The organism is Sulfitobacter sp. M13, assembly GCF_053474885.1.
The window spans coordinates 21,006-38,732 of sequence record NZ_JBRKBN010000002.1 but is presented as its reverse complement, the minus strand read 5'-3'; the positions used below and the strand labels follow the sequence as shown (position 1 = coordinate 38,732).

At 58.3% G+C, this 17,727-nt stretch carries 16 protein-coding genes and 1 pseudogene; 8 read left to right on the top strand and 9 right to left on the bottom strand.

All coding sequences use genetic code 11. The features are described 5' to 3' along the window. Positions 1-531: 531 nt before the first annotated feature. From tnpC to ACVBAU_RS16110, 3 genes and pseudogenes are all read right to left on the bottom strand, one after another. Positions 532-1,280 (bottom strand): annotated as a pseudogene (gene tnpC, locus ACVBAU_RS16120) (IS66 family transposase); the annotation flags it as partial. Next, the gene (gene tnpB / locus ACVBAU_RS16115) at positions 1,181-1,507 is read right to left on the bottom strand and encodes an IS66 family insertion sequence element accessory protein TnpB (protein WP_448329169.1); all 327 of its coding nucleotides are present in this window, start codon (positions 1,505-1,507) and stop codon (positions 1,181-1,183) included. The gene tnpB and the pseudogene tnpC, both read right to left, overlap by 100 nt. A 178-nt stretch (positions 1,508-1,685) precedes the next feature. Then, positions 1,686-1,979, bottom strand: a complete 294-nt coding sequence (locus ACVBAU_RS16110) for a transposase (protein WP_448329150.1) — start codon at positions 1,977-1,979, stop codon at positions 1,686-1,688. A gap of 401 nt (positions 1,980-2,380) precedes the next feature. On the opposite strand from ACVBAU_RS16110, the gene ACVBAU_RS16105 reads away from it, so the two are divergent. Continuing rightward, entirely contained in the window at positions 2,381-2,902 is a 522-nt protein-coding gene (locus ACVBAU_RS16105) for a hypothetical protein (RefSeq protein ID WP_448329148.1), read from the top strand. Between the two features lie 28 nt (positions 2,903-2,930). Continuing rightward, a complete protein-coding gene (locus ACVBAU_RS16100; protein ID WP_448329146.1) occupies positions 2,931-3,056 on the top strand; it encodes an allophanate hydrolase-related protein in 126 nt (41 codons plus the stop codon). Here ACVBAU_RS16100 and ACVBAU_RS16095 read toward each other — a convergent pair. Genes ACVBAU_RS16095 through ACVBAU_RS16080 form a run of 4 tightly spaced genes read right to left on the bottom strand, consistent with a single transcriptional unit; the run spans position 3,013 to position 8,284 of the window. Next, positions 3,013-4,167, bottom strand: a complete 1,155-nt coding sequence (locus tag ACVBAU_RS16095) for a glycosyltransferase (protein ID WP_448329144.1) — start codon at positions 4,165-4,167, stop codon at positions 3,013-3,015. The genes ACVBAU_RS16100 and ACVBAU_RS16095 overlap by 44 nt on opposite strands. Positions 4,168-4,171: 4 nt before the next feature. Beyond that, complete coding sequence (locus tag ACVBAU_RS16090) at positions 4,172-5,146, bottom strand: glycosyltransferase (protein ID WP_448329142.1); 975 nt, start codon at positions 5,144-5,146, stop codon at positions 4,172-4,174. Continuing rightward, a complete protein-coding gene (locus ACVBAU_RS16085) occupies positions 5,139-6,296 on the bottom strand; it encodes a glycosyltransferase (protein ID WP_448329140.1) in 1,158 nt (385 codons plus the stop codon). The genes ACVBAU_RS16090 and ACVBAU_RS16085 overlap by 8 nt, the downstream gene beginning before the upstream one ends. Positions 6,297-6,298: 2 nt before the next feature. Further along, positions 6,299-8,284, bottom strand: coding sequence for an HAD family hydrolase (locus ACVBAU_RS16080; RefSeq protein WP_448329139.1), 1,986 nt, complete (start codon positions 8,282-8,284; stop codon positions 6,299-6,301). 735 nt (positions 8,285-9,019) lie between these two features. On the opposite strand from ACVBAU_RS16080, the gene ACVBAU_RS16075 reads away from it, so the two are divergent. Further along, a complete protein-coding gene (locus ACVBAU_RS16075) occupies positions 9,020-9,274 on the top strand; it encodes a helix-turn-helix domain-containing protein (protein WP_448329138.1) in 255 nt (84 codons plus the stop codon). 775 nt (positions 9,275-10,049) lie between these two features. Here ACVBAU_RS16075 and ACVBAU_RS16070 read toward each other — a convergent pair. Next, positions 10,050-10,505, bottom strand: a complete 456-nt coding sequence (locus ACVBAU_RS16070; protein ID WP_448329136.1) for a hypothetical protein — start codon at positions 10,503-10,505, stop codon at positions 10,050-10,052. A gap of 242 nt (positions 10,506-10,747) precedes the next feature. Here ACVBAU_RS16070 and ACVBAU_RS16065 point away from each other — a divergent pair, with 242 nt between their 5' ends. The 4 genes from ACVBAU_RS16065 to ACVBAU_RS16050 all read left to right on the top strand — a co-directional run bounded on the left by ACVBAU_RS16065 (position 10,748) and on the right by ACVBAU_RS16050 (position 15,867). Beyond that, the gene (locus ACVBAU_RS16065) at positions 10,748-11,533 is read left to right on the top strand and encodes a sulfotransferase family protein (protein WP_448329134.1); all 786 of its coding nucleotides are present in this window, start codon (positions 10,748-10,750) and stop codon (positions 11,531-11,533) included. Positions 11,534-11,843: 310 nt separating this feature from the next. Then, positions 11,844-12,896 (top strand): 2,3-diaminopropionate biosynthesis protein SbnA, encoded by a 1,053-nt coding sequence (gene sbnA / locus ACVBAU_RS16060; RefSeq protein ID WP_448329132.1) that lies wholly within the window; start codon positions 11,844-11,846, stop codon positions 12,894-12,896. Further along, positions 12,893-14,443 (top strand): FAD/NAD(P)-binding protein, encoded by a 1,551-nt coding sequence (locus ACVBAU_RS16055; RefSeq protein ID WP_448329130.1) that lies wholly within the window; start codon positions 12,893-12,895, stop codon positions 14,441-14,443. Before sbnA ends, ACVBAU_RS16055 begins: the two co-directional genes overlap by 4 nt. Beyond that, complete coding sequence (locus ACVBAU_RS16050) at positions 14,440-15,867, top strand: Y4yA family PLP-dependent enzyme (protein WP_448329128.1); 1,428 nt, start codon at positions 14,440-14,442, stop codon at positions 15,865-15,867. Before ACVBAU_RS16055 ends, ACVBAU_RS16050 begins: the two co-directional genes overlap by 4 nt. 6 nt (positions 15,868-15,873) lie before the next feature. Here the strand turns inward: ACVBAU_RS16050 and ACVBAU_RS16045 are convergent, their stop codons facing one another. After that, positions 15,874-16,449, bottom strand: a complete 576-nt coding sequence (locus ACVBAU_RS16045) for a LuxR C-terminal-related transcriptional regulator (RefSeq protein ID WP_448329127.1) — start codon at positions 16,447-16,449, stop codon at positions 15,874-15,876. 105 nt (positions 16,450-16,554) lie between these two features. Between ACVBAU_RS16045 and ACVBAU_RS16040 the strand changes: the two genes are divergently transcribed. Next, positions 16,555-17,727 carry an acetyl-CoA acetyltransferase gene (locus ACVBAU_RS16040; RefSeq protein ID WP_448329125.1) on the top strand — a complete coding sequence of 391 codons (1,173 nt, stop codon included), beginning with the start codon at positions 16,555-16,557 and terminating at the stop codon, positions 17,725-17,727.

The following is a 17,727-nucleotide window of genomic DNA, read 5'->3' as shown; positions in this document are numbered from 1 at the left end:
CTGAGCCGCAAAACTGTCCAAATAAGTGGGACCACTTCAGTCGGACTTCTGTGGTTGGCCGCTTTTTTCGTAGTTTACTACATCTGATCTCTGTCACCCTAGCTAGGCGAAGCTGATACCACATGTCATGGTTCACATTGAATTTCTCACTGTATGTTAACTTTTGACACTCAACGTGAGCATCGCTCACGGATTAACTAGTTGAAAATGCTACATTTGGTAGTGAATGGTTCGAAAAGTGTGTATGCGTTACCAAAATGATGAATTTCAATGAGTTAGATGCAAGAACGATCCGTGAAAGAGGCGATATGGCCCAACTTTGGGAGGCATCATCCCGAACATCTCTGATGAGGTCGTAGATCGAGTACTCTCGGAATTTGGCTATGCAGCCCTAAGGTGCCCCTAGCAACTGTATTAAATTGCTGGGTTCCACACAGCGTTTTTGGCGAGCAATGAGTTTGCCAATACGATCAACTTTCGAGCAACTGCGATGAGAATGACTGTAAGCGTTCCCAGGAGGGCACTGTCGGGTCAGCTTGACGTCTTGAAGTTCCACGGGAGCAGATCGTCGATGGCGCTTTGTGGGTGACCATTGGCGATCGCTGTGAGGGTTGCCTTGAGATAGGCGAAGCGCTCGACGCCGTTGATCTTGCAGGTCTCGATCAGTGAGGCGATGCGGCCCAGGCGATACCGCCCTCGTCATGCCCAGCGAAGAGAGCGTTTTTCCGATTGAGGGTGATGGGGCGGATCAGGTTTTCGACGCGGTTGTTGTCGATCTCGACGCGCCCATCGGCCAAGAAGGTCTGCAGTCCGTCCCAGTGATTGTGGATGTAAATCAGCTTTTCACCCAGCCGGGATTTGGCGGAGATCTTGCGGCGCTCAGCCTCCAGCCATTCACCGAATGCTGCGACCAGCGGGGCACTGCGGGCCTGACGGGCAGACAATCGCTGGCCGGGGGAGATGCCACGAATGTCAGCTTCGACGGTATAGATTTCGGCGATGGGGCGCAGGCCTTCGGCGGCGATCTCTGAGCCATCGCGGTCAAAGACTTCCTTCAGCTTGCGGCGCGCATGCGCCCAGCAATGGGCCACCCGAATGGGAGCACCGCCCTTGCGCGTGGGTTTGGTCAGCCGGTTATAGCCCTGATAGCCGTCGATCTGCAGGATGCCGTCGAAGCCTGTCAGGAAGGTTTCGGCATTCGCGCCCGCCCGACCGGGGGCATAGAAGTAAACCACACCGGGCGGATCTTCACCGCCCCATGGTCGGTCATCGCGGGCCAGGTGAAGGTCGCTTCTTCCAGCCGTTTATAAGCCATCACCAATCCAGTGCCGTCCCAATACAAAAGCTTCAGCCGATCCGCCCGGCGCGAGCGGAACACAAAAACCGTGCCGGTGAACGGATCCTTGCACAGCACCGACGACACGATCGACGCCAGACCATCATGACCTTTCCTGAAGTCCACAGGCTGCGTCGAGACCTGAACCCGCACACGGTTTGATGGGAACATCATAGCTGACCCTCGATTGCCCGCACGATCTCGGCAACCCGGGTCGAACTGGTCGTGCCATCGAGCCGGACTGTCACACGACCAATCGCAATCTCGATGGAGGCATGGGATGACTCCTCAGGCTTCGCGGACCGCCCCGCAACGGCCGACATATGCGCACCGCCGCTACCATCCGAGACTACGAGTGGCGCAAAACTAAAGGCGTCGTCATCGCCCGCAGGCAAAACCAACCGGCCATCGCGTGCTTGACACCGCCATTCCCCTTTTCGGGATCTTGCTGCGCAAAACCCTGTCGGGCAGTGGATAAATGGTTCGCCCGAAGCCCATACCGCGCCGCAACTGCATTCACGCTCACGCCCGGCTGCAAACTCTCAGCCACGATCCGTGCTTTGACCTCATTGGTCCACCGCTTCTGGCCATTGGCCCGTATCTCCACCCCGTAGTCCCTGAGAAACTCTACCGTAGTCGCCATCGCGAAACTCCCGCCCAATATCCGTCAGAAGGGGAGTCGCAGCTCAGGCGAAAACTGGGAAGGTGCTGTCCAGGCAACGCTTACCTTAAAGTTCAATCTATAGAATTTTTCAAAGGTCACCGCCGTATCGTTGACAAGCCCAACTGGAACTGGTGAAGCGAGAAACGCGTCTCTCATAGTTCGAGGACCAAGCTTCATGCGCAAACCCGACCTTGACCAAGGCTGGCCACGCCGCAGCGCGGCGTCACGGAACAGATCATTCATCGTGCAGCAATTTCCATCAAACCGCGACAGGTCCATCATATTCTTGCAGGACTACTCCAGTCTGCTTTGTCTCGCGGTCTTAATTTTACCGAAACTTTTTAATGATATTTAGTTCTTGCACAGTCTAAGGAAAAACAATGGCCTCCAATAGGAAACTAAAAACCAGTCAATATAAAAATAGTATATCTAGGCTTGGAAGCCTGCATGAAACTTTAGGTGAAATGGGAGATAGGACCCAAACGATCATTCTGGAAAATTCGGATATACATTTCGATAACATCTACCAAGGCATTCTCAGTATTGAAAAGCACCCAAGCGCTCTCAAAATTGCTTTGAAGGTTGTTCAGAGCATCTCGGGTTCCGACGCCAAGCATACGAGTTATATTGCCAGCGTTGAGGAGCTCTTTGTTCCAACTGAGCTGGCATCCGGTGAGTTGAGATGGTTCACTTACGACGATGGCTTTGTTCCTTCCACTAAATCCTTAGTCGGAAAGATAAAGCTTGGATTAGTAGAGCTAAATATGACCTTTTACCCTGCCACCGCTGAAGAAACGCCTGACGCGTGGATATGTTTTGTGTCCATTGAAAGCGCGATCTCTCCACCAAATGGCGGGGGAACGCGAGCTGATCCATTGACTAAGAATTCTTTAGCAATTTGATACCTCTTGTTGGTAGCGCGCGCCAGCGATGGGAATAGGCGCTGTCGATCTGTTAGACGGGCGGAAAGGCTTCATTTGTGAGGCCGAAGCAGTTGCAGATAGCACAGACATCACCCAGCTTGGTGACTGGCGGCGATATCTAGCGCAGGCATAAGCCTGGGGGCAGGAGGCAATTGAAACGCCTCAAAATCCGGCACATCAAACCCTTCCCCTACAGCATCAACAGCCCGGGCATACAGCCCCACATACTCTGCCAACATCTGGTCCAACGTAAACAACCGCTCCACTCGCTCCCGTGCGGCAGTACGGGGAATACCGATAGCCTCCTTCAACGCATTTGCCAACTCGCCGGCGTTCGCACCAGCATAACGCGCCATATCACCTGCCACCTCGCGGATCGCGCCATTCTCGACCGCGGCGATTGGCAAGCCGCAGGCCATGCCCTCAATCGCGGCAAGGCCAAAGGGTTCGTCCCAAAGCGGCGTGAACAGTAGGACAGAAGCGCGGGCGATGGCATTGGTCAGGTCTGCACCTTGCAGCAGACCTCCGTATTGAACGTTCGCCCCTAAAAGCGGCACGATTTCTTTGTCGAAATACGTCTGATCCTCGATGGTACCGTAAAGCTTGAGCGGGATGCCAGCGAGCTGCGAAGACTGTGCAGCCAGATGCGGCCCCTTCGTCGGCGTGATACGGCCCATCCAGACGGCAGTGCCGTCGCCTCGAGAGCGGAACGGCCAATCAGCCAGGTCGATGCCATTGGGCACAACGCGGGCGAAGGGGACGTCTCCTTCTTCAAACCATGCCGCCAATTGCCGCTGCGAGCAGGTGGTAAACAGGGACCACGGCGCCCCACCATCGGCGACGGCGCGTTTCAGAACCTCAAACGGCGGTACATGTAGGGAGGTCACCATCGGGATCCGATACCGCGCAGCGAAACGCGGGGGAAAGCGGTGCAACGAATTGTTATGCACCACGTCAAAACCACCCTTGGCAATTCGCGGCAACATACGCTCGAACGCTTTATCCAGATGTCCCGTCAGCTCTGGTGTGCCGCGCCATTTATGCCAAGGGAATTCCCGATCATAGTGGATGTCGACGACAGGCTCGACCTTGCCACCCCAGTCGCTGTCACCGGCAGCAAAGAGGGTCACGTTATGTCCTCGCGCCCGTAGCCCACGACACAGGTGCCAGCAATGCGCCTCCATCCCGCCCATGAAGGGCCGCGCAATGGGAAAACGCACATGCCCGACGACGGCGATCTTCATGGCGTCACTCCGCCGCGATGGCAGAGATACGGTCTTCGCCCGCTTGGGCGGCGGAGCGTCGCTCTTCCTCGGTATCCAGATCGCCCTGAAGCTTGTCCAACACACGGCGGCTATTGGCGTAAGCCATATCGCCGGTCTGGCGGCACAGCTCGAAATCCGCCTCATTGGGTGCGCGCAGGATGGTCAGCGCATCGTCGCTATTGTTGATTAGACCCATCAGATGGAAGGCATGCAGCCAATGGCCCATGGTGCGATGCCCCCAGCGTGTGGCGAAGTATTCGGCATTACGCACCACAGCCTCGATGTGGTGGATCGGCGGCATGCAATGTTCGTGATACTGGTGATAGACCTTGGCCCCCTTCATCCACCAGATGTCGATCCCCCGGGCGTCCAGCACGCGGCCGAAATCTGTATCCTCACCGCCATAGCCGAAATAGCCTTCATCAAACCCGCCACTGCGCGCCCAATCGGTGCGGTGCATGGCGAAGTTGAGCGACCAGAAACAGCGGTAATCCTCGCAATAGCGCAGACCTTCCGCCGGTGGTCCCTGCCGGTCCGAATGTTTGACACCAATCGCGTCAAAGTGGCCGAAATCGAGGCCAACCTCTGTCGTCCCTTTGGGGAGATAGGCGACTTCGCCCATCACCAGCCCGCGGCCATCGTGGCATGCCTCGGCTACATCGGCGACAAGATCGGGGTGCGGGATGCAATCGACATCGACGAAGGCCAGAACCTCCCCGCTCGCCTTGGCCGCAACCGCGTTGCGCGCGGCGGCAAGGGGGAGCTCCTCATCGGGGCGGGTGACTTGGATCTGATGGATGGGAAAGGGCGTAACGGGCAGCCCCTCGTAAGGGTCATCCTGCATGGCGGCGATCACCAACTCGCGCGGGAGCAAGGTTTGCTGTGCCAAGCTGCGGATAACAGTGTGCAAATGCGCCTCGCGGCCGCGGGCGATGGTCAGAACGGATACGTCACGCATGGTGAGCCTCCTTTAAAGATGTTGAAATTTCGGGGCGGTCCCAGAGCCGGGCGGCCAAGGTGCCCAACCACTGCGCGGTACGGGCCGCGGCATTAGCATCCCCTGCCAAAGCGCTTTGTCGCGCGGGGTCGTGCTGCTGTTGAGCCTGTTCAATCGCGGCCCACCAAGCATGGGCAGAGCTCGGCATATGCGGCAAATGCAGCGCGGCACCCGCCCGCCCCAAAACGCGTGCCTTTTCGACCTGCTCGTCGAAATAGCGCCACTCCGGCACCACAATCCACGGCTTCGCGGCGGTAAGCACTTGGGCGCAGGTGGTGTTGCCGGTGGACGAAATCACAAGATCAGCCCCCGCGATATAGTCGGGTGCGTTGTCTACCCAGCCTTTATGAATAAGGTTAGGCGGCAAGGTCGCGTGCCAGTCGCGCTGCACCTCGCCGATTGTGACCCAGTCCATCTGCGGATAGCTACGCGCGGCAACGCCCAAGGCGGCCTCGGAAATCCCGTTGCCGCCACCGCCACAGACCACCAGCGCCATTGGCCGTTTACCGAGCTTCAGCCTTGCGCGGGCATCTTTTGGCTTGAGCAGCGACACATTCACTCCCAGACCTGGAGCGTAGTGGGTTTTCTCCACCCAAGCGCTCCAACCCTCCTGCGCCAGATCCGCATGGAACGGGGCAAGCAACCCCGCGGCACCGTCATAGGCCGCACGATGCCCCGCATCGCTGCGGTCGCCATGCTGCAGAATTTTGACATGGGGAACTGAGCACAACCGCGCCAGTTGCGCCACCTCGGCCGAAACATCGACAATCATCAGCTCTGGTGCCTCACTGGCAAAGAACTGTGCCATCGCAGCCATCGCCTCGCAGATACCGGACCAGCCAACCGGCGCGCAATGGGTCGTGTCGGGTGTATCGAGCAAGGCTGCTCCACCCGGCTCATCCCCCCGCGCTGCAAACAGGGAGGGCAGCTTTCGCACCGTCACATTCTCGCGCAACGAAGGGAAAATATCGTCGCGTGCGCAGAAAATCCGCACCGGGCGCGCCTCGGGCAGCGCGTTGACGAGGGCAGCGCAGCGTTCCGCATGGCCACGCCCTTGGTGATGCACGAAATAGCCGAAGGGCCGCATGGGAACGTCAGGAAAATCACGCATGATTATTCTCCCGCCATCAGCATCGGCTGCGGTGTGCGGTAGTATTTCACCCCATCCAGAACCCCCGCCGCATGCTTCAGCGAAGAGCGGTATACCGAGGCCAGACCATCCAGCTCCGCCAGCGCATTTGCAGGCAGCACCGCGCGGTCAAATCGTGACAACATATCCAGGTCATTCCCGCTGTCGCCAGCAACGATCACGCTGTCATCAGACATGCCGAGACGCGAAGCCTCGAAGCGGATAGCAGCAGCTTTGCCGGCACTGCCAGGGATAATATCGATGAACTTTTCGTGCGACGGAATGATCCGGGCCGACACCCCCGCCTGATGCAACCGTGCTTCGATCCCGGGCACGTCGCTTATCGTACCGAACAGGCTTACCTTCCACCGACGCTGGTCATAGACTGGCTGAAACCTCACGTCGGTACCTTCCAACGCCGCGCGCACCGCTTGCGCGTCCCAATCCTGCGTAATCAGCGCCGCGTAATTCTCACACAGGGTAAACCCGCTACCCTCACGGCGCCAAATCTCTGTTCCGGTAGAGCTGATGATTGTATCGGGCGTAGGCAAGTCCCACTCGGTCAACACCCGCTGCGCCTCTGCGACCGAGCGACCGGTGGCGACAGTAAAGGCATATATTCCTCCCTCCCGCCCCAGCCACTGCGCAAACGCCCGCGCGCTATTGCGGCAACCGGTGAGCGTATTATCGATGTCACAGGCAAGCAGATGATCGTGGCGCACGTCGCCAGTGACCGCGATGTGAGACACCTTAGTCACTGCCTCCATCACCCGTTGTGTACGCATAGCCCAAGCCGTCCAATCGTAGGTCCGCCGCGCAATGTTCTGCGCCCGCCGCGCCGCCAGCTCGCGCTTTGGCGCAGTCAGCACTTGGCACAACCCCTTGGTGATGCTCGCCGTATCATAGGGATCGATCAACGCACCAAGACCCAGCTCGGGGATAATATCCGACGGCCCGCCCGATTGCGTTGCAACCAACGGCACACCCGCCTGCGCGGCCTCGATCAGGGTCAGCCCAAAGGGTTCGTGAAACGCCGGATTGCAGAACACACCGCCCTCGGCCGCCAGCGCATAAAGGTCGCTGATATCCTGCGCTGAGTGTTGCCGTGGCAGCGCCACCTTACCCCAAAGATCATGCCGGTCGACCCCGTCAAAAAGGTCGGCAATCACCGCATCACGCTCGCTGCACCCCTGCCCCAACCCGTCACGAAGCCCTGCGATGATCACAAGGTTCGCACGGTCTTGCAGCGTGGGATCAGACGCATAGGCATCCACCAACCGGCGCAGATTCTTCTTCCGAATAGGCCGCGCGATGGAGAGGATGATGGGTTTGCTCACATCACGCAAAAAATCGCCCAGTATCTGCCGCGCCCGCGCCGCATCGCCCTGCTCCTCTACGCAAACCCCTGGCCCGATCCGATGCGTGCGCCCTTCCGCAGCCGGCACGAGCTTCGGAAGCTGCCGCTCCACCTCATCACGCGACGAGGCGATAATTGCATCCGCCTTTGCCAATGCGCGGGTCTCCCGCGCGATTCGCCCCTTCAACTCGACCGAGGGCACTTCCCCCGGCGCCAACTTCTCCGCCCCCAGCGAATGCGCGGTATAAAGCACCGGAATCCCGAACCTCTTCCGCGCCGCCAACGCCAGCTCCGCCGCATCTGCGAAATGCGCATGGATCACTTCCGGCCGCGCCTCGCCCATGGTTTCAATTGTCTCTAACAAGGTGTCTTGCAGCGAAGGCAGCTCCCCCACCAAATCACCCTTTTCCAAATACTCAGCCCGATCCGACGCCAGTCGTACCACCCGACACTTGGGCGCAATTTGTTCCTTGGCCTGTGCAAAAACAGCCCCCAGCTCCGGCGCGTCAAACAGGCGCGTCACAATCGTGACCTCTTCAACTTCAGGAAGCTTCGCCTGCGCCATAGCGGCGCCAAGCACATAGGCGATATGCCCACCAGTATCTTCTGTCATGCCGTACTTAATGGGCGGAGCGGAGAGACATCCGCCCAGCGAAATATGCATGATGCGCATATCAGCCTCCAAAAATTTTGATGTATTCAGGGCTCAGACTACAAGCTTCACATAGCTAACAGTAAAGTTACCTTTTGGTTCCCATCTGTTCCGCGAATTGTTTTGGATACCAAGGAAAGCGATTGCCTCGTGAGTTCATCCGCCTGTTCACGTTCTTATTATCTAATAGGTTAAATTTTGTTTGCCCACACTTCGATTTCAAGGCTTTACGGGCTTGCCAATACAGGTAAGGAACAGGAACAAATCCTGCCTATAGAGTTTTAATATCTGTAGGTGGATTACTGGCAGTACGCTTTGCGGATTCGCGACAAAAACGCTCCCCTCTGGAGTCCCAATTCGTCGGACGTTTTCTGAAACCACGCCGCGTCCCCCGGCAAAACCCTTACGTGCAAATGAGCCGTGTAGTTAGATCTTGGCCTACCTCGCGGTTTTGGCAGCGGATCAAGTGCGCTCAGCTTCTCTGGGTCCTGAGCGCCTTCAACCTCCTCTAATACAACCCTCGCTATTTTTGCCACCAACGCGGCCAACTGTTCTTCATTATATACCACTTTAGCCATAGCTACTGCTTTCCAAGCACTGAGGACTCTCAAAAATCTCAAATCCTGTATCATAGGGCGTCATTATTCACAGTTTACTTCATAGCCGCAACCAGAGATTTGCCGCCTATGTCTGGAAATGGATTCTACACATATTGACCCTTTATTGAGCGCGCTGGCATCCGTCCTACGAAAGCATCGTCGCGCCTTGAATATCTCTCAAGAGGAGCTTGCTCACAGGGCTGGGAGAAGTATGCGATACATCTCCCTACTGGAGACAGGAAAGCATCAACCAACGCTGGATACCCTGAGGCGTATGAGTAGCGTGTTTGATGTGCCACTCAGCCAGCTTATCCTAGAAGCTGAAAAGGACCTGCACGCTAAAGATATGTAAATATCAAATGCCTGTCGGTCTGCCTGAGCGCAGCGTGGAATATAGCTTTACCCTATTTGAGTGATTCAGATAGGGTAAAGCTAAGGAGGAGATTTAAACCGCCACGTACGTGGCAAAGGGTAAATATCTGTTTATATCGCCATTGGTCATCAGACCACCGCTTTTGGAAGCCCGTACTAGAGAGCCCGACTTGCCTGTCATGCCTCCACATGCGAAGTTACTTGAGTACGCGCACTCCTACAACGCAATGTAATCCACGGACGTCAAATCAGCTTCATGGACGGTAAAATCAATACAGATCTCGGATCGCCTCAACCTGCCTAACGATGATCATCTCGGCCTTGCGCTGATCCAGAACTACCGGCCGCCTCCAGTGGCAGAGCAAACTGCGCACGGTAGTCCGTCCCGCGTGCCGCCATTGCCCAATTAGCCTCGTACGACGCCCGCGCGTGCGAATCGATGTCGTAGGGGGCGGTAGATGCAGCTCTTTCCCCGTCCAGAACTCTGCATCGATGCAGGCGTGATCATCAAGATTGCCGGTCAGAATCTGAAACACATACGCGAGGACAGCTCACGCAGATCGGCTGCCGGCGTGCTGCTTGCGGCCCGCAGATGCTTCGCAAACGACTCTTAACTAGCTTAGCGTCCCCGAGGCTCACCTAGTCCAACAATGGTCAGGGAAGATAAAATTGCGCGCCGCATCCAGCCCTGCTCTAAGTTGATCCGGTCAAACCGTTAGATCAGCAGCATGTCCTTACCCATCACTTGCCGAAGCTCAAGCGAGGCGGCATGCTTGTGCAATCTTCATCGCGATATATTCGCTCTTCAAGACCGAGTGCTGATCTTTAGATGCGATGAATTTCGCGATCATCTTGCGATTGCCGTTCGTGACTTGCGCCTTGGGACGCGCGCCGCCGATCGATATGCCGTGCCAGATGGCTTCGTCGAGTTCCTGCGGCAGGGGCCCGCCCCGCTCAACAAGATCCGCGGCTTCGATCAGAGTGGTCAGGTCGACCGCCCCCGCCAATCGCGACACATATTCGGTGGCAGAGGTTTGGAAATACAGCGCGCTTATCCGGTCTGATCCCGACTGCATCATATAATTCATCTCGTCCAAAGTATCGAGACCCTTAGCAATCCCCTTCAACTCTGTCAGTCGGTTAATGATGACATGGTTCCCCCAATGATACTGCCATATCCCCGTTCTCCACGCGCGACCTGCCATCTTCATTCGCATCCCTCCGTAACATCTGCGTTACGTTAACGGGTGCGAAGATATGCAGATATTACATTCACACTCAATCCAAGCACGTTAGAGACTAAGGCAACACGTATCTGACATTGTTCGTCAACACGTAAACAATGTGCTGCACTGGCGACTCCATAAAATTCTAAGGAACTCCCCGCGACGCGCTTTCAACTTGCCGCATCCACCGAACAGCTTAACTGAACGGAGCGGGAAAGAGGGACCTCATGACACCACATCGCTATGTATTCGTCAGCGGGCTGCATCGCTCGGGCACCAGTCTGGTTGCGAGGTTGATCGGCGATTTGCCCGGTGTCAGCGCCATCAACGCCCCTGTGCCAGAGAATGAAGGCGTCTACCTACAAGGTGCTATCCCCCATACTGCGCGGCACGGCATGCCAATGCATTTTGGCACCGACCCTGCACAGCACCATATCGAGGGCTCACGTTTCGACAGGTTAGAGACGCAACTGCGTCTAGAATGGGACTGGGCATCGTACTTTACCGATGCGCTGTGGCGCGTGGAGAAATCACCGGTGAACCTGACCCGGATGCGGCTGTACCAGCAGCTTTTCCCACTGTCGCAGTTCGTCGTCGTGACCCGCCACCCAGAGGCGGTTGCCGCCGCCACCTCCAAATGGGTCGACATGGATCACGACATGATGATGGACCACTGGCTGGATGCCCATGACATCGTGCGGCGGGATCTGGCGTATTTGCACGCCGTGGTGACTGTTCGCTACGAAGATCTGATCGCTGATCCCAAAGCGACGCTGGCGCGTCTCGCGGCGTTTCTTGATGTGGATACGGTGCCTGTGTCTCAGGTTATTCGTGACGGCAATCAGGATTATGCTGGGACGGGAACGCTTTCTGCCACGCAGGCGGAACGGGCGTCTCAATGGGGGTATGGGCCTGGGCTAGAAGTATCGCCTTGGGCCGGCGTCACCCGTCATCCCTTGCGGCGTATTGCCGAAAGTGTTGAGGCGGCGGCGATACGCAAAGCGCTGACATAACCTCTACCCACTTCACAAAAATCGATACAAAAACCCTTATTAGGGACGTAAATACGCTCGTATCCCGCCAGTCTAGCTTCGCCGTGCCCCCCTGCCTGACTCGCAATCCAACCCTTCGCGGAACTTTATCCCCCGCACGAGGTTCAATTTAAAATAGCAATTTTCGACCATCGTTCTCTTCCTCACCAAACTGCGCCCCTTACCTAAGGGTTCTACGGCGCGACAATTGAAAGAGGCGCAAAACGATCCGCGACGGTGCGATCCTGCGCCGTCATTGAGAGATGATTTGGCTTCCCGAAAGGCTACGCAGATGAACATTCGTACTCAGGTAAAGACCCATTCCCAAACAGCTACGCCCTTTGCGGCCACGCGGATCGCGGACAATGTGCTCGACCTTATCGGCCAGACGCCGATGGTGCGCCTGCCCCGCTATCTCGACCGCGAAGACGTTAATCTGATCGCCAAGGTCGAGGCGCTGAACCCCGGTGGCAGCGCCAAAGACCGGCCTGCGCGTCACATGATCGAACGCGCCTTGGCGGATGGTCGGCTTAAAGCGGACGATACGGTGGTTGAGTCTTCATCCGGCAATATGGGGATCGGATTGGCACAGGCCTGTGCGGTGCATGGGCTACATTTCATCTGTGTAGTCGATCCGAATGCCCAGTCCCAGAACGTCGCGATTATCCGCGCCCTTGGCGGGCAGATCGAACTGGTGGACTACGCTCCCGACGGAGATTTCCTTGCCGCGCGCCTGGATCGGGTCGCCGCCCTGCTCGACGAAGACTCCCGTCGTTTCTGGCCGAACCAATATGCCAACCTCGACAATCCTGCCTCGCATGAACTCGGCACCATCGCCGAGATTGATGCGGCACTTGGAGGCCAAATCGATGTGCTTTTCGTCGCCTGCTCGAGCACCGGCACGGCTCGCGGATGTCGCGATTACCTGCGTCGGATGGGGCGCAAGACGAAGATCGTCGCGGTGGACGCCATGGGCAGTACGCTGTTCAACGGTACCGCGGGCCCGCGCAAAATCTCTGGCATGGGCGCGGGTCGTATCCCAGAGCTGGCCAAGGGGCAGGAGTTCGACGATCTCGTTCGCGTTTCCGATGTTACCTGCGTCGCCGGCTGCCGTCGCGCCGTCGCGCGTGAAGGGCTACTGGTCGGCGGTTCCGGCGGTGGTGTGCTCGAGGCGGTGCGCGGGATGCAGGATGAGCTTGCCGGTCTGACCGTCGCCGCGATCATCCACGATTCCGGCTCGCGCTACCTGGGCACGGTCTTTGACCCCAAATGGGTCGAGCGAGAGCTGGGAATTTGCGAGGCGGACGTGACCGCATTGGCAGGATTGGCCCCCGCGGATTCATGAGCGACACACAGATTGCCATCGTCGGCTGCGGGCCCAAGGGGCTCTACGCGCTTGACAGCCTGTGCGAGGCGGCGCGGCGTGAACCCGAACATCGTTTCGCCGTTCATATTTTTGAGCCGTCAGCGCATCCCGGTGCAGGGCCGGTCTATGATCCGCGCCAGCCCGAAGTGCTGCTGATGAACTTCCCCGCCGGTCTGATCAATGCTTGGACCGACGAGCGCGGGCCGTCGTTTCTGGAATGGGCGGCTGGTAGCCTACCCCCCGTAGATGCGGGGAATTATGTTCCCCGTGCCCATGTGGGCCTGTATCTGTTCTGGAGCTTTGAGCGCGTCGTCGCGCAGGCCCCTTCGAATGTGAGACTGATCCGGCACGAAACGCGCGTAGGCGACGTGCAGCGAATAGCGAACCGATGGTCGATATCGCCCGCCAAAATCACCGTTGATCACGTCCTAATCACGACCGGTCACCAAGACGGGTTTCGTTATGGCGTGGCAGATATGCGCGACCATATCCCCTCCCCCTTCCCCATTGACCGGCGTCTGACCCAGACCGCCGTTCCGCTAGCGTCAACTGTTCGCTGCAAAGGCTTCGCGCTCACCTTTATCGACACGATGCTCGCCTTGACCGAGGGGCGTGGCGGGGTCTTCACGGTCTCCGCCGCCGGCTATAACTATGCCTCCTCAGGAAAGGAGCCGCGCCGCATCGCCCCCTTTAGCCGCAGCGGTCGTCCGATGCGCTCCAAGGTCGAGGCGGCGTTGTTCACGCAGCCGCAAGACGGCGTTTTTTGGGACGATGGACGCGCAGAGCTGTCGCAGATCCTGCGCGCGCCTAAGGCCACCTTTACCCACCACATTTGGCCCGCGTTTTTGTCATTCGCCGATCAGGTTCTCGGCAACCCCTCCGGCACGAGCAACGAGTTCTTCGCCCACCGTTCCAAAACCACCTTCACCCCCGACGAAATCCGCCAAGACCTGCGTATCGGCTATGACATCGCCATGGGCCGCCGCGCACAAGACTGCGCGTGGGCTTTGGCCGAGGTCTGGCGCCGTTGCTACCCGCAGCTGATCAACTGGATCAGCCACCGTGAATTAGGCACCTACGATGGCCAGAATTTTCGCCAGATCGCAGCAGAAATGGAGCGGCTGGCCTTCGGTCCGCCCGCGCAGAATATCGGCAAGCTGATCACTTTGGAACAGACGGGCATCGTCAGCTTTGACCACATGTCGAGCGAGGCCGCGGCAGATGTAACGATCAACGCCACGATCCCGACCTCGGGGGGTGCCGAACTTGCCGCACCGCTCGACGGTCTTTTGCGCGCCGGGCACCTTAGTATCGGCACAATGGGCGGTATTAGGGTCGATAAAGATGCACATGCCCTGACACGCGACGGCACCGCTAAGGGCCTCTCTATCATCGGCCGCGCCACCGAAGGCTGCGTGCTTGGCAATGATACGCTCTCGCGCTCCCTGCATGATCTTCCCGAAAACTGGGCCGCCGCCGTCGTGCAAAACGCCCGTCAATCCAACGCGCTGGAGCATTCCTTATGACCATCCCCCCATCGATCTTCAGCCCCTGCCACGGCGTCGTGCCCCTGCGCCCGCGGCTGGAAAACTGGATGGCAGAGCTGCTGCAGGATCGCCCCCGTCTCGACTCGCTGACCGACCGCTTTGGTGCGCCGCTCAACATCCAGTCGGTCGATCCCTTCCGCCGCAATATCGCGCAGCTGACCGATTGCGTGACCGATTATGGCCTGTCTTTCCTGCCCATGTTTGCGCGCAAGGCGAATAAATGTCTCAGCTACGTGCAGGCCGCCCGCGATATGGGCATCGGCATCGATACGGCCAGCCATGCGGAGGTGGAACAATGCCTTGAACAGGGGCTGCCGGGTGACCGGATCGTCTGCACCGCCGCCGTCAAGGATCGGGCGCTGATGACCCTTTGTATGGGTGGCGGCGTGACTGTGATCCTTGATAATGATGATGAGCTGGAACTGCTGGAGGACGTTGCCGAAGGCGCGACCAAGCCTGTCTCTGTCGGCCTGCGGCTCAACGGATTTGAGCGTGACGGTGTCAGTCTCTATTCCCGTTTCGGCTTTCCGCTGACGCAGGTCCCTAGCCTCGCCGCCTGCATTGCCGCGTCTGAGACACTCCGCCTCGACGGGCTGCACTTCCACCTCAACGGCTATAGCGCCGAGGATCGCATCGCCGCAATCCTGCAAACGCTCCCCCTGATCCACAAGATCAAAGGCGACAGCACCTCGCCCTTCTTCCTTGATATCGGCGGCGGCATCCCGATGAACTACCTCGACGATGCGGCAGATTGGGACATATGGCTGGCCGAGCTTGACCGCGCCCTCGCCGGTGACCGCGCCCCCATCACGCAGCATAACGACGGGCTGGGGCGCAAAGCGGGCGGCGAAGGCAAGGTCGACAGCTACCCCGTCGCGCAATCTCTGGTGCAAGAAGACTGGATGCGCCGCATCCTCGATCACATGGCGGACGGTCAAACCGTGGCGGCGCATCTGAGGGATGCCCATATCTCCCTACGTTGCGAACCAGGGCGCTCGCTGCTGGACGGCTGCGGCATGACCCTCGCCCGCGTCGCCTTTTGCAAGCGCGACAGCGCCGGCACCCCCGTGATCGGCGTGCAAATGAACCGCACCCAATCCCGATCTGGCTTCGCCGAATTCGCGCTTGACCCGCTCATGGTCCCCGCCCTCGGCCCGCGCAAAGAGGCTATCGAAGGCTACCTCGCCGGCACCTATTGCACCGAAAGCGAATGGCTGACTCGGCGCAAGATGTCCTTCCCCCAAGGCATCAAAGCAGGCGACCTCATGATCTTCCCCAACACTGCCGGCTACTTGATGCATTTCCTCGAAAGCCGGTCGCATCAGTTCCCGCTCGCGCAGAACGTGTTTGTGACCGACGGGAACGCTGGGGCCGTTACACTGGATGACATCGACGCGGGTTAATCGACCCTAAAAGGCGTGAACGATCTCTGACACCAGTGCCGCGGTATTCTTGACGTTGAATTTTCGCATCAACCGCGCGCGATGCACCTCTACAGTCCGGTGCGAGATATTGAGCGCGACCCCGATTTCGCGCGAGGTTCTACCGTTGACCAAATGATGCGCCACCTCGCGTTCCCGCGGGCTTAGATCAACGGAGCGAAAGCTTTTGTCCGAGATCTTTTGAAACGACCAGATCATCAGTGAAAAGGGATCCTGAGGGGACAGGGTCGCCCCCTTTGCCTGAACCCAGAAAATGGTCTTGTCCGACGCCTGCATAAAGCGTTCGTCTTCATAGTGGGTATCCCCCGTCTCGCGCATGCGCTCTTCGCAGCGCTCGCCGATCTGGTTGAAATCGGCGGTAGAGGGATAGAGCCGCTGGACCGACCGATTGACCAGCTCGGCCCTTGTATACCCGAACAGACGCTCCACCGCTTTGTTGGCTTCGATGATGCGGCGATAGCGCACGATGATCTGTGCCACAGGTGATTCCTGAAACCCCAGGCTGGACGCTTTTTGAGTTGTGGATGTGTCGATCATTTGCATTTCTACTTAGTTCACTACGTAGTGATACGTATCATATTACGTGTTTCTACCAATAGATTACGGTTCTGACATCAGTAAAATGCTCCTCATATCAGGGAGGATATTATGACCACCGGAGTTTCCATCGTCGGGAGCGGCCACACGCAATTTGGCCGCCTGCAAGAAAACCTTGAAGAGCTGATCGTCGCCGCAACGTGCGAAGCCGTCGAGGAGTCCGGTATTGATCCCAATGATATCGACGCTGTTTTTCTGGGGCATTTCAACTCCGGCTTGGTGACGGACGGTTTTGCGTCCTCACTGATCCATCAGGCCTATCCGCAGCTGCGTTTCAAACCCGGGATGCGGGCCGAAAACGCCTGCGCGTCCGGCTCTGCCGCGATCCATGCGGGGATGAACACCATTCGTGCAGGACAGGCACGTACCGTGCTCGTCGTTGGTGCGGAAAAGATGACCGGCCGCAGTACCAAGGACGTCACACAGGCGCTTGCCGGTGCGGGGTACCAGAACGATCCGGCCGAGGCAGCGCTAAGCTTTCCTCAGGTGTTCGGTGTCGCGGCGCGGGACTATGACGCGCGGCATGACAGCCCGCTGGATGCCATGGCCAAGATCGCGGTGAAGAACCACGCCAACGCCATGTCCAACCCGCTGGCGCATATGCATAAAGAATTCACCTTCGAACATTGCAGCACCGTGTCCGATATGAACCCCGAGATCGCGCCGCCGCTACGATTGACCGATTGCTCGCTGGTGACCGATGGTGCCGCAGCCCTGATCCTCACCACCGATGAAAATGCGGCGACCTTCCCTAAATCCGTGGCCATGCGTGCGGCGGAGCATGTGAGTGATTTCCTGCCCATGTCGCGCCGTGATTTTCTGGCATTTGAGGGCCCCGAACGCGCGTTCGCGCAGGCGTTTAAAGCGGCCAATGTCACGCTGAAGGATATCGAATTCGCCGAAGTCCACGACTGCTTTACCATCGCAGAGCTGCTGACTTACGAAGCGATGGGGCTGGCCCCCAAAGGTCAGGGCGCGCGCGCGTTGGAGGACGGCACGGTCTACCGTGGCGGCGCGCTGCCGGTGAACCTGTCGGGCGGGTTAAAGGCCAAGGGACATCCCGTTGGCGCGACGGGCGTTTCCATGCATGCGCTGGCCTTCCGTCAGCTGACCAACCAAGCTGGCGATCTGCAAGTGCCCGGTGCTGAACTGGGGCTGTTGTTCAACATGGGCGGCTCTGCTGTGGCCAACTATGTTTCGGTGCTCGAAGCGCGCAAGGTCTGA